13 protein-coding genes are annotated in these 12,283 nt (G+C 69.0%); 9 read left to right on the plus strand and 4 right to left on the minus strand.

Annotation, left to right across the window (positions count from 1 at the left end; genetic code table 11):
- The coding region (fabI, locus tag ABZX92_RS15065; protein ID WP_355558645.1) for an enoyl-ACP reductase FabI at window positions 1–622 on the minus strand (622 nt) is incomplete at its 3' end.
- 37 nt (window positions 623–659) lie between these two features.
- Window positions 660–1,364, minus strand: a complete 705-nt coding sequence (locus tag ABZX92_RS15070) for a beta-ketoacyl-ACP reductase (RefSeq protein WP_355558648.1) — start codon at window positions 1,362–1,364, stop codon at window positions 660–662.
- A 108-nt stretch (window positions 1,365–1,472) separates the two neighbouring features.
- On the opposite strand from ABZX92_RS15070, the gene ABZX92_RS15075 reads away from it, so the two are divergent.
- From ABZX92_RS15075 to ABZX92_RS15095, 5 genes are read left to right on the plus strand one after another with little or no spacing between them, the layout of a single operon-like run.
- Window positions 1,473–4,055 carry an FAD-binding and (Fe-S)-binding domain-containing protein gene (locus ABZX92_RS15075; protein ID WP_355558651.1) on the plus strand — a complete coding sequence of 861 codons (2,583 nt, stop codon included), beginning with the start codon at window positions 1,473–1,475 and terminating at the stop codon, window positions 4,053–4,055.
- 28 nt (window positions 4,056–4,083) lie between these two features.
- Window positions 4,084–4,500 (plus strand): hypothetical protein, encoded by a 417-nt coding sequence (locus ABZX92_RS15080; RefSeq protein ID WP_052684705.1) that lies wholly within the window; start codon window positions 4,084–4,086, stop codon window positions 4,498–4,500.
- 1 nt (window position 4,501) lies between these two features.
- On the plus strand, window positions 4,502–4,906 hold the full coding sequence (locus tag ABZX92_RS15085) for a hypothetical protein (RefSeq protein ID WP_355558653.1): 405 nt from the start codon (window positions 4,502–4,504) through the stop codon (window positions 4,904–4,906).
- A 1-nt stretch (window position 4,907) separates the two neighbouring features.
- Window positions 4,908–5,324: a hypothetical protein gene (locus tag ABZX92_RS15090; protein WP_355558656.1), complete on the plus strand. Its 417-nt coding sequence runs from the start codon at window positions 4,908–4,910 to the stop codon at window positions 5,322–5,324.
- A 2-nt stretch (window positions 5,325–5,326) separates the two neighbouring features.
- Complete coding sequence (locus ABZX92_RS15095) at window positions 5,327–5,749, plus strand: hypothetical protein (protein WP_355558659.1); 423 nt, start codon at window positions 5,327–5,329, stop codon at window positions 5,747–5,749.
- A gap of 46 nt (window positions 5,750–5,795) precedes the next feature.
- On the opposite strand, the gene ABZX92_RS15100 is transcribed toward ABZX92_RS15095, so the two are convergent.
- Window positions 5,796–7,088: an MFS transporter gene (locus ABZX92_RS15100; RefSeq protein WP_355558661.1), complete on the minus strand. Its 1,293-nt coding sequence runs from the start codon at window positions 7,086–7,088 to the stop codon at window positions 5,796–5,798.
- A 116-nt stretch (window positions 7,089–7,204) separates the two neighbouring features.
- Here ABZX92_RS15100 and ABZX92_RS15105 point away from each other — a divergent pair, with 116 nt between their 5' ends.
- Genes ABZX92_RS15105 through ABZX92_RS15120 form a run of 4 tightly spaced genes read left to right on the plus strand, consistent with a single transcriptional unit; the run spans window position 7,205 to window position 10,559 of the window.
- On the plus strand, window positions 7,205–7,864 hold the full coding sequence (locus ABZX92_RS15105) for a response regulator transcription factor (RefSeq protein WP_167980068.1): 660 nt from the start codon (window positions 7,205–7,207) through the stop codon (window positions 7,862–7,864).
- A complete protein-coding gene (locus tag ABZX92_RS15110) occupies window positions 7,865–9,169 on the plus strand; it encodes a HAMP domain-containing sensor histidine kinase (protein WP_355558664.1) in 1,305 nt (434 codons plus the stop codon).
- Window positions 9,166–10,029 carry a TAXI family TRAP transporter solute-binding subunit gene (locus tag ABZX92_RS15115; protein WP_355558666.1) on the plus strand — a complete coding sequence of 288 codons (864 nt, stop codon included), beginning with the start codon at window positions 9,166–9,168 and terminating at the stop codon, window positions 10,027–10,029. Before ABZX92_RS15110 ends, ABZX92_RS15115 begins: the two co-directional genes overlap by 4 nt.
- A complete protein-coding gene (locus ABZX92_RS15120; RefSeq protein ID WP_355558668.1) occupies window positions 10,026–10,559 on the plus strand; it encodes a dihydrofolate reductase family protein in 534 nt (177 codons plus the stop codon). Before ABZX92_RS15115 ends, ABZX92_RS15120 begins: the two co-directional genes overlap by 4 nt.
- 4 nt (window positions 10,560–10,563) lie before the next feature.
- Here ABZX92_RS15120 and acpA read toward each other — a convergent pair whose 3' ends face one another.
- Window positions 10,564–12,231, minus strand: a complete 1,668-nt coding sequence (gene acpA, locus ABZX92_RS15125) for an acid phosphatase (RefSeq protein ID WP_355558671.1) — start codon at window positions 12,229–12,231, stop codon at window positions 10,564–10,566.
- Window positions 12,232–12,283 lie beyond the last annotated feature (52 nt).

The following is a 12,283-nucleotide window of genomic DNA, read 5'->3' on the forward strand; positions in this document are numbered from 1 at the left end:
TGGTGACCGCGAGCCCGAGCCGCGGCCGGGTGCGGTGGAACTCCATGGTGCGCACCGGGCCGGCCGAGATCAGGTTCACCCGGATGCCGTCCGGGCCGAGCTCGCGCGCCATGTAGCGGTTGATCGACTCGAACGCCGCCTTCGCCGCGCCCATCCAGTTGTAGGCGGGCCACGCCTGGCGGGCGTCGAAGTCGAGGCCGACGACCGACGAGCCGTGCGAGAGCATCGGGCGAACGGCCTGCACGAGCGACTTGTACGAGTACGCCGAGACGTGCATCGCGACCGAGACGTCCTCCCACGGCGCGTCCATGAACGGCGCGCCGAGGCAGCTCTGCGGGGCGAAGCCGATGGCGTGCACGACGCCGTCGAGGCCGTCGACGTGCTCACCGACGCGCTCGGCCAGCGTGTCGAGGTGCTCCTGGTTCTGCACGTCGAGCTCGACCACGGGCGCGGGCTTGGGCAGACGCTGGGCGATGCGCGTCACGAGGCTCATCCGGCCGAACCCGGTCAGCACGACCTCGGCGCCCTGCTCCTGGGCGACGCGTGCGACGTGGAAGGCGATCGACGCGTCGGTGATCACACCGGTGATCAGCAGCCGCTTGCCTTCGAGCAGTCCGGTCACTTGATCCAACCCTTTCGCAGTATGAGAACTGAGAACTTCAGTGGCCCATGCCGAGGCCGCCGTCGACCGGCAGCACGGCACCGTTGATGTAGCCCGCCTCGTCGGCCGCGAGGAACGTGACGGCGCGCGCGATCTCCTCGGCCGCACCGTATCGACCGGCCGGGATCTGCTTCAACGCGGCTTCACGAACGGCCTCGGGCAGCTCGGCGGTCATGTCCGTGGTGATGAAGCCAGGCGTGATGACGTTCGCGGTGATGTTGCGCGAGCCCAGCTCCAGCGCGATCGAGCGCGCCATGCCGACCATGCCCGCCTTGGACGCGGCATAGTTGACCTGGCCGGCGCCGCCGGTGAGGCCGACGACGGACGAGATGAAGACGATGCGGCCGAACTTCTTGCGCAGCATGCCGCGGGAGGCGCGCTGGGCGAACCGGAACGCGCCGGTCAGGTTCGCGTCGACGACCTGCGTGAACTGTTCCTCGCTCATGCGCAGCAGCAGCGTGTCCTGGGTGATGCCCGCGTTGCAGACGAGCACCTCGACGGGACCGTGCGCGGCCTCGACCTCGGTGAACGCGGCGTCGATCTCCTCCGAGTTCGTGACGTCGCACTTCACGCCGAGCAGGCCTTCGGGAGCCCCGGACCCGCGGTGCGTGACCGCGACCTTGTCGCCCTGCGCCGCGAACGCCTGCGCGATGGCGAGGCCGATGCCGCGGTTGCCTCCGGTGACCAGAACGGACCGACTCACTTGCTCTCCCTGCAATCGCTGCTGGTTGACCGGGTGAGGCTATCGGCTACTCGCAGGTAGACCGGCATCGGCGGAGCCATGTCACACCCAGCCAGGCATGATCGGGTGATGCGGGCCTTTCTCGATCAACTCCGCCGTGCCGTGGACGGCGACGTCCTCGACGACCCGGCGAGCCGGGCCCTGTACTCGGCGGACGCGTCGAACTACCGCCACGTGCCACGGGTGATCATCCGCCCTCGGACCCCCGACGCGGTAGTGGCCGCTGTGGCGCTGGCCGCGGAACATCGCGTGCCGATCACCAGCCGGGGCGCCGGGACGTCCGTCGCGGGCAACGCGACCGGCACCGGCCTGGTGATCGACTTCAGCCGCTACCTCGACGCGATCGAGATCTCCGGAGACCGCGCGTTCGTACAGCCGGGCGCGGTGCTCGACAAGATCAACCACAAGGCCGGCGACTACATCTTCGGCCCAGACCCGTCCACACACTCGCGCTGCACCATCGGCGGGATGATCGGCAACAACGCGTGCGGCGCGCACTCGGTGAAGTGGGGCAAGACCAGCGAGAACGTCGCGAACCTGAACGTGCTCACGATCGACGGCCGCACGTTCGACACCACGAACCCGCCCGCGTTCGACCTGCCGGAGCACGACCCGGCGTGGTTTCCGCAGCTCAGCCGCCGGGTGAGCGGATACGCCCTGGACGCGCCGACGCTGACCCAGCAGCTCGTCGGCACCGAGGGCACCTGCGTGGTCGTGCTCGGCGCCGAGCTGAAGCTGGTCCGCCGTCCCGAACGACGGGTGCTCGTCGTGCTCGGCTTCGCGGACACCTACGACGCCGCCGACCAGGTCACGCAGATCGAGAACGCGCTGGCGGTCGAGGGCATCGACGAGGCGCTGGTCCGCAGCGTCCGCACCCGCCCCGACCTGCCAGAAGGCCGCAGCTGGCTGTTCGTCGAGGTCGAGGACGACCCCGAACGCGTCGCCAGGATCACCAAGAACTCGATGATCATCCACGACCCCGCGCACCAGCGGGCGTTGTGGCGGATCCGCGAGGACGGCGCCGGGCTCGCCACCCGCATGCCCGACGGCGGTGAGGCGTGGTCCGGCTGGGAGGACGCCGCCGTGCCACCCGAGCGGCTGGGCACGTACCTGCGCGAGTTCGACGCATTGCTCACGAAACACGGACGGCGCGGCATCACCTACGGCCACTACGGCGAGGGCTGCCTGCACGTCCGCATCGACTTCAACCTCGCACGGGGCTACCGGGAGTTCCTGCAGGACGCGGCGGATCTCGTGGTCAGCCACGGCGGCAGCCTCTCGGGCGAGCACGGCGACGGTCAGGCGCGGTCCGAGCTGCTCAGCCGGATGTACCCGCCCGCGGCGATCAAGGCGTTCCAGGAGTTCAAGCACGCGTTCGACCCGCACAACCTGCTCAACCCTGGCCGCATCGTCGAGCCGAAGAAGCTCGACGAAGACCTCAGGGTTCTCGTTGCGCCGCCCCGGATTCCGACCCGGGCGGAGTTCGCGAGCGACACCCGCCGCTGCGTCGGCGTCGGCAAGTGCCTGAACACCAAGGGCGGCGTGATGTGCCCGAGCTATCGCGTCACGCGCGAGGAAAAGCACTCGACGCGGGGCCGCGCGCACCTGCTGTTCGAGATGCTGGCGGGCGACGTGATCAAGGACGGCTGGCGGTCACCGGAGGTGGCCGAGGCGCTCGACCTCTGCCTGGGGTGCAAGGGGTGCAAGCGCGACTGCCCGGTCGACGTCGACATGGCGAGCTACAAGGCGGAGTTCCTGCACGAGCACTACAAGCGACGCCCGCGGCCACGTGCGCACTACGCGATGGGCTGGCTGCCGACGTGGCTGAAGTACGGCCTGGTCAACAGGTTCACCGCGAAGTTCGGCCGGTTCGCGGGCATCACGCCGGAACGCGAGCTGCCGACGCCCACCACTCCCCTGGTCCGCCAGTTGCACCCGCTCGGCAAGGGCGACCCGGTGCTGCTGTTCCCGGACACGTTCACGAACTTCTTCGAACCGGGCATCGGTCTCGACGCCGCCAACGTCCTGGCGCACCTGGGAAACCGCGTCGAGATCCCGTCCGCGAACGTCTGCTGTGGACTGACCTGGCACTCGACCGGTCAGCTCGGCAAAGCCCGCAGGGTCGTCGAACGGACCGCCCGCGCGCTGCTGCCGTGGACCAGCAAGGGCGTCCCGGTGATCGGCCTGGAACCGAGCTGCACGGCGTTCCTCAAGGCCGAAGCCCCGAAGCTGTCGAAGGATCTGGCCGTACAAGCGCTTGCCGACGCCACGCAGACGTTCGCCACGTATGTCGCACCAAAACTGCCGTCGGCGGAAGGCACGCGGGAAGCCGTCGTGCAGACCCACTGCCACCAGTACGCGGAACTGGGCTTCGACGCGGACCGCGAGGCGATGACCAAAGCCGGTCTGCAACCGGAGATCGTCGAGGGCTGCTGCGGCCTGGCCGGCAACTTCGGTTTCGAGCAGGGCCACTACGACATCTCGATCGCGTGCGCCGAGCAGGACCTCCTGCCGGCCATCCGGGACCACGAAGACGCGCTGGTCATCGCGGACGGCTTCAGCTGCCGCACGCAGATCCGCCACACCACCGACCGCGAACCGGTCCACCTGGCCAGCGTGCTCGCGGAGCGCCTGGGTGTGATTTACCGCTGACTAACCGGCCCCGGCCAGTCTCGCAGGCATGCAGAAGAAGATTGGCGCGGTCGTGCTGGCGGCCGCGGCGCTGGCGCTGACCTTCACCGGCCAGGCGCAGGCCGAGACGAACCCGAACTGCTCCAGCGTGACCCAGATGGGCGCCACGAAGTACCTCAAGAACGGCAACACGACCATGGCCTCGGTCAAGCAGTTCAAGGGCTGTGGCAAGAACTGGGGCTACGTCTACGTCTGGGACTCGTGGCGCGCGAACCACCGCACGTACCGTCTCTACGCCGGTGTCCAGGTCCGCGGCGCCGAGTTCCCCAGCGGCTACAACAGCGTCGAGAACAAGCAGGAACTGTGGTCGTACGGCACGGACACGCTGGACAAGTGCACCAAGGGCTACGGCTCCATCGTGGCGTCGTCCTACAGCGACGGCGTCGAGACCGAGGAGCGCTGCTGACATGAAGAAGCTGAGCGCGGCCGTCCTGGCCGCGGCGACCCTCGCCCTGACCTTCACCAGTGCGGCCCACGCCGAGACGAACCCCAAGTGCCCCAGCGGGGTCACGCAGATGGGCGCCACCAAGTACATCAAGAGCGGCAGCGCCACCGTCGCCTCGGTGAAGCAGTTCAAGGGCTGCAACAAGAACTGGGGCTACATCTACGTCTGGGACTCCTGGAAGTCCGGCCACCGCAACTTCACCGCCAGCGTCGCCATCACCAGGGGCGACGGCAGCATCGACGAGAACAGCGGTGCGCGTGGTCAGCAGGAGGTGTGGTCGCTGGGCGCGAACACGCTGCAGTTCTGCACGTCGGCGATCGGCTTCGTCGACGGAGGGCACTACGGTCAGACAGAGGAGCGTTGCTGAGATGAAGAAGCTGAGCGCGGCCGTGCTCGCGGCCGCGGCGATGGGCATGCTGTTCACCGGCTCGGCCCACGCCGAGACGAACCCGAGGTGCGGGAGCGTCACCCAGATCGGCAGCACCGGCTACATGAAGTCGGGCGGCACGACCATCGCGTCGGTCAAGCAGTTCAAGGGCTGCAACAAGAACTGGGCGTACGTGTACGTCTGGGACTCGTGGCGGGCCAACCACCGCAACTACCACATCCGCGCGGGCATCTGGACGCGCACGAGTGACGGTGCCGTGGACTACAACGGCAACGACAGCGGCGCGCAGGAGCTGTGGTCGTCTGGCGCGAACACCCTGGGCGTCTGCACCACCGCCACCGGCGAGGTGTTCGGATCCGGGTTCAGCTACTCCGGCCACAGCGACGAGCGGTGCTGACGGTGCGGAAGATCGGTGCGGCCGTGCTGGCGGCCGCCGCTCTCGTCATGTCCGTCACGGGCACGGCGCAGGCGGAGTACAACCCGAGGTGCGCGAGCGGGGTCACCCAGATCGGGTCGACGCTGGTCCTCGCGTGGCGTGGGGAGAACGTCGCCTCGGTCAAGCAGTTCAAGGGCTGCGGCAAGAACTGGGGCTACATCTACGTCTGGGACTCGTGGCGTGCGAGCCACCAGGAGTCCTACTGGATCAGCACGGGGATCAGGACTCGCACCAGCGAGAGCTCGATCGACTACGTGAAGGTCCAGGACCGGAAGGAGCTCTGGTCCTCCGGCGCGGACACGCTGAGCGAGTGCACCCAGGCGGGCGGCGCGATCTGGAACGACACCACGATCACCGTCGGCAACTGGACCGAAGAACGCTGCTAGTGAGGGAGCGGAGGGCGGCCGCCGCATGGCCGCCCTCCGCGGGTCCTCAGTTGTGGTCCAGCACCGAGTCCTTCGAGGTCTCGCGCATGAACCCGTACACCAGCAACGAGATCAGCACGCACCCGGCGACGTAGTAGAAGAACACCGACTCGTGACCGGCCTGTTTGAACCACAGCGCCACGTACTCCGCCGTGCCACCGAAGATCGCCACGGTCAGCGCGTACGGCAGGCCCACGCCCAAAGCGCGGATGTTCGTCGGGAACAGCTCGGCCTTCACGATCGCGTTGATCGACGTGTAGCCGGTGACGATCACCAGGCCGCCGAGCATCAGCAGGAACGCCGGGAACGCCTCGGACGTCTTCGCGAGCGCGGTCAGCAGCGGCACCGTGGCCAGCGTGCCCAGCACACCGAACCCGAGCAGCAGCGGACGGCGGCCGATCCGGTCCGACAACGCGCCCGCGATCGGCTGCAGCACCACGAACACCAGCAGCGCCGCGAAGTTGATCCAGCTCACCGTGGCCGCGTCGATCTTGCTGGTGTTGACCATGAACTTCTGCAGGTAGGTCGTGTACGTGTAGAACGCGACCGTGCCGCCCAGCGTCAGGCCCACCACGAGCAGGCATTCCTTGGGGTGCTTCAGCAACGCCTTGAAGGTGCCCTTCTCGGAGCTTTCCTTCTGCTGCTTCTCGAAGTTCGCCGACTCGTCCATCCCGCGCCGCAGCCACATCACGATGATCGCGCCGGTCGCGCCGATCACGAAGGCGATCCGCCAGCCCCACGACGACATCTCGGGCTTGGTGAGGAACTGCTGCAGCACGATCTGCACGCCCAGCGCCACCAGCTGCCCGGCGGTCAGCGTCACGTACTGGAAGCTGGAGTAGAAACCGCGCTTGGCCGGAGAGGCCACTTCGGACAGATAGGTCGCCGAGGTCGCGTACTCACCACCGACCGACAGGCCCTGCAGCAACCGCGCGAGCACCAGCAACACCGGCGCCGCCACACCGATCGTCGCGTACGACGGCGTCAACGCGATGATCAGCGAGCCGAACGCCATCAGCGTGACCGAGAGCGTCAGCGCGGCGCGACGGCCGTGGCGGTCGGCGTAGCGGCCGAGCAGCCACCCGCCCAGCGGTCGCATGAGGAAGCCGACCGCGAACACGGCCGCGGTGTTGAGCAGCTGCGCGGTCTGGTCGCCCTTGGGGAAGAACGCCGCCGCGAAGTAGATGCTGAACGCGGTGTAGGCGTACCAGTCGTACCACTCGATCAAGTTCCCGACTGATCCGCGCAGCACGTTCGCCACCACTCGGCGCTCGGCGCGTTTCTCCTCAACGACTGTCATGCCGGACACCATCCCGACGTCGCCGCACCCCTCACAACCTGGGCGGACGCTTCTTTACAATCACTTAGGCGCGTCGCCACGCGCAGGAAACGGACGTCATGGCCGATACTGCTCCCATGCGGGTGCTGTTGGTCGAAGACGACGACGGTGTCGCCGACGCCCTGGTGGAAGCGCTGCGGGCGAACGGCCACCGGCCGGCCCGCGTGCGCAGGGGCGCCGACGCGCTGATCGCCCACCGCGACGCCGACGTGGTGCTGCTCGACCTCGGCCTGCCCGACCAGGACGGCCTGGAGGTGCTGCGCAAGCTCCGCAAGATCGACCCGGTGCCGGTGCTCGTGCTGACCGCGCGCGGCGACGAGCGGACGGTGGTGCGAGGACTCCGGCTCGGCGCGGACGACTACCTGGTCAAACCGGTGCGGCTGGCCGAGCTGCTGGCGCGCATCGACGCGGTGGCGCGGCGCAGTGCGGCGCGGTCGCAGGAGCCGGACGACGTCGTGCGGGTGTCCGATGTGGAGATCGACCTGCAGAGCCGCCAGGTCGTGGTCGGCGGGCGCGAGATCTCGTTGACCACCAAGGAGTTCGACGTGCTGGCGGTGCTGGCGCGCCGACCTGGTACCGCGGTCAGCCGGCAGCAGCTCATGGACGAGGTGTGGGGCAACGCCTTCGTGGCGGTGTCGCGGACACTGGATGTGCATTTGACCCAGCTGCGCGCCAAGCTCGACCGGCCGGGCCTGCTGCACACGATCCGCGGTTTCGGCTACCGGCTCGGTGAATAGATGCGGCAACGGCTTCTGTTGGTGCTGCTGCTGTTCTCGCTCTCGGCCGTCACCGCGTTCGCGTTCCCGTTGCTGATGAGCACGGCGAAGGAGCGCACCCAGCAGTTCGTGATCAGCCGCACCGCCGACCTCGACCGCTTCGCCACCCTGCCCGCCGAGGTCGTGGTGTCCGAGGCGTTGCGGTACAACGAGGTCTACGGCGAGGAGGTCGTGGTCGTCAACGCGGCCGGCGAGCCCGTCGTCGAGGCGGGCATGAAGATCGCCGATGTCTCGCCGCAGATCGACGCCGCGCTGCGCAACCAGCCCGCCGCACCCGTGCCCACCGTCCTGCCCTGGAACGGCGGCGACGTCCTGTTCGCCCGTCCGGTCGGCACCGGCACGAAGGTCGCGGGAGCCGTGGTGCTGCGTGCCTCGACCTCGGTGGCCGCGTTGGACGTGGCGCGGCGGTGGGCGATCGTGCTGGCAGGAGCCTTGCTGGCGGCCTGCGCGTGCGTGCTGCTGGCGCTGGTGGTCGCCCGTTGGCTGCTCAGACCGCTCAAGGAGCTCGACCGGGGCGTGCGCGCGGTCGCGGAGGGCCAGCGGCGCACCCACGTCGCCGACACCGCCGGACCGGCCGAGGTGAGGGCGTTGTCCGAGTCGTTCAACCGCATGTCCGACGCCGTCGCCGAGGCCGCCGACCAGCAACGGCGGCTGATCGCCGACGCCTCGCACCAGCTGCGCAACCCGATGGCGGCGTTGCGTCTGCGCGTCGACATGCTGCCGTCGAACGGCTCGCTGCTCACCGAGGTCGAGCGGCTGGAGTCGTTGCTGGACGGGCTGCTGGCCCTGGCCTCGGCGGAAAGCACCGCCACCGAACGCGCGGCGGGCGGTGTCGAGCCCGAACTGGCCGACCTGCAGGTCGTGGCGCACGACCGGGTCGACGCGTGGCGCGCGGCGGCGCACGCGGCGGGCGTGACGATCACGGTCGACGACCGCGCGCCCGGACTGGTGCGGTGCGCGGTGTCGGACCTCGCCCAGGTGCTGGACGTGTTGCTGGACAACGCCATCAAGTACGGCGGCCACGAGATCACGGTGGTGTGCGACCGGGCGACGCTGACCGTCCGCGACAACGGACCGGGATTGTCCAAAAAGGACATCAAGCACGCCACGGAACGGTTCTGGCGCGGCGACGACTCGCAGCGCGGCACCGGCCTCGGCCTGGCGATCGCCGAGAAGATCGTCACGGCGCACGACGGAACCCTGAAGCTGCACACCGACGGTGGCCTGGTCGTCACCGTGAACCTGCCGAAGGAGCCGTTGCTGTGAAACGACGAACGTTCCTCGTCAGTGTCCTCGCGTTGACGGCTTGCACGGCCGCCGAGCCCAGCGGCACGATCCGGATCGCGGGCGGCGAACCCGGCGGCTTCTACAACGACTTCGCGGCCTTGCTGTCCCGCCTCTCCCCCAGCCCGCTGACCATCACCCCGCTGCAGACCGGCGGCAGCGCGGACAACCTCAAACACCTCCGCGAAGGCACCGCCGACCTCGGCCTGACGTTGAGCGACAGCGCCCACCTGGAGACCGGCCTGGTCGCCCTGGGCCGCGTCTACGAGAACTATTTGCAGCTCGTGGTTCTGGAGAACTCGCCCTACCGGACCCCGGCCGACCTGATCGGCGAACGGGTGTCGCTCGGCGCGGCCGGATCCGGCGCCTCACTCCAGGGCGAACGACTGGCGCTGGGCGTGCGGGAGCAGCACTACCCGTTGCGCAACGCCATCGACGCCCTGAAAGCAGGCGAGATAGCGGGACTGCTGTGGTCCGGCGGCGTCCCCACGCCGGAGCTGAACAAGGCGAGCGGCATCCGGCTGCTCCCGCTCGACAGCTTCCTGCCCCGGCTGCGGCAGGACTACGGCAAGGTCTACGAACGCGTCGACGTCCGCATGGGGGTGTACGGCTCCACCACGGACATCCCCACGATCGGCACCCCGAACCTGCTGGTGTGCCGCCCGGACCTGAGCGACGAGTACGCGAGCGCGGTGGTGCGGCTCCTGGTCGAGAACGCGGCGGACCTCGTGCCGGACCAGGCACTCGGCACCCAGTACCTCGACGTGCGCAGCCTCATCGACACGGGCCAGGTTCCTCTCCATCCAGGCGCGGCAGCGGAGTACCGGAGGTTGCACGGATGATCATCACGATGACGTCGATCTCGCTGGACGGCTTCATGGAGGGCCCGGACCACGACATCAGCTGGCACCACGTCGACGACGAGATGCACGAGCACTTCAACGAAGAGCTCGCGAAGATGAGCCGGTTCGTCGACGGCCGCCGCAACCACGAGACGATGCTCGCGGCGTGGCCGCACACCGACGAGCACCCCGAGTGGCCGCGACCGATGCACGACTTCGGCAAGATCTGGCGGGCGATGCCGAAGATCGTCTACTCGCGGACGCTCGACACCGCCGAGTGGAACACGGAGGTCAAGCGCGAGATCGACCCGGACGAGGTCAGGTCGTGGCCCGGCGACAGCATGGTCGGCGGCGCGCAGCTGGTGGGCTCGTTCTTCGAGCTCGGCCTGATCGACGAGGTCCGCCTCTACCTCAACCCGGTCGCGATCGGCGCCGGCACGCTGTTCTTCAAGAAGCCGAACGCCCTGGCGCTCAGGAGCACCAGGGCGTTCGGGAACGGCGTGGTCGAGCTGATCTACGGCAGGCGCTGACGGCTCAGCGGCGCAACGTGCTGTAGAGGTCGGCGACCCTGGCGTCGCGGCTGGTCAACGGCTTCAGGTGGTAGCGGTGCTCGATCGTCGCGATCACCGACGTCGAGTCGTGCGACGTGTGGTCGACCGAGAACCGGCAGCGCAGCAACGGCGAGATCACCAGGGTCGGGATTCGCGTGCCCGGACCCCACTGGTCGCTGACGCCGTGCTTGCCGGAGGGCGGTGCCACGTGGTCCCACGTGCCACCGAACTCGTCGTAGGTGACGATCACGACGGTGTGGGCGGCGTCCGGTCCCTGCTCGATCGCCTTGAGCAGGTCGACCAGGTGGCGGCTGCCCGCGTCCTCGCTGGCGTAGCCGGGGTGCTCGTTCTCCTCGCCGACCGGCTTGACGAAGCTCACCGGCTTGAGGTGCCCGGTCTTGGCGGCGTTGACGAACTCCACCTCGTCGCGCAGGTGCGCGGCGCGGGCCGCCGTGCCGGGAGCGTAGTTCGCGAAGTAGTTGAACGGCTGGTGGTGGTACTGGAACGTGGCGTCCGGGCAGTTCGGGTACACCGCGCCCGCCGCGGTGCGCGGGCTCGCGCACGTGCCGGGCGTGGTGCCGTTCGTCCAGCCGGGGCCGCCGACGTTGCCGGTGGCGTTGTCCCAGCCACCGGAGTACCAGGCCCAGTCGACGTCCGCCGCGGACAGCCGGTCGCCGATCGTCGGCGACGTCTGCGGCGGCAGGAGCTTCGCCGCCGCGGTGCCCGGAGCGTACGGCTGGTACGGCGGCTGCATCGTGTTGACGGCGTAGTCACCGCACACGGTGCCCTTCGGCGGCGCGGCGGCTCCGGCCGGGACGACGCAGCTGCCGTCGGGGTTCGCGGCCTGCGTCAACGCCCTGTCCGCCGTGCCCGGTGCGGCCGGGTGCAGCGGCGACGAGCCGGGATAGCCGTCCGGTCCGACGACGGAGTGCAGGTCGTTGGCACCACCGTCGCGCACCGCGTTCGGGAACGTCGGCGTGCGGGCGGCGATCAGCCACTGGTGGTTGAGGAACGAACCGCCGAACGCGGCCTGGAAGAAGTGGTCCTCGACCGCGTAGTCCGGCGCGTTCGCGCCGTGCAGGTACTGGTAGATCGGCAGGTTCTTCGTGTCGTAGTGCCCCATCGTCAGACCGACCGCGTCGCTGCCGGCGACGTAGCGGTCCATCCTGCCGCCGTCGATCTGGTACTGCTCCTGGTAGTAGCGGTGCACGAGGTCACGGGTGCAGCCTCCCGGCAGGCCCTGGCCCTTCGGCACGCCGTTCGGCGCGAACTGGCCCGGCTTCGGGCACGTCGTGTCGGCCGGCTTGATGTAGTCGTCGATCGAGAGCGGCTTGTTGGTGAACGCCGAGGTCACCGCGCCGCTCGTGCACGTCGCGGGCAGCGGCGGCGAGGTGAGGTTGACGTCGTTCTGCGGCAGGCAGGCCAGCGGAGTGCCGTCCGGGGCGACCTGCTTCTGTGCGCGTGCGGTGCGCAGACCGTCGACCCCCTCCCAGCCGCCGAAGAGGTTGTCGAAGCTGTGGTTCTCCTCGTAGATCACCACGATGTGGTCGATGCGATCGCGATCCGGATGAGCACTCGCGGTCGCTCCCGTGAGCATCGCGGGAACGGCGAGACCCAGTACGCCGAGTCGCAGGAACGTTCTGGCGTCCATGCTTTACCTCCGCTTCTCCGGAGGGCAGCTTCGTTCACGAACCGGCGCGAGG

Origin of the sequence: Lentzea sp. NPDC006480, from assembly GCF_040611995.1 — a bacterium.
GTDB lineage: Bacteria > Actinomycetota > Actinomycetes > Mycobacteriales > Pseudonocardiaceae > Lentzea.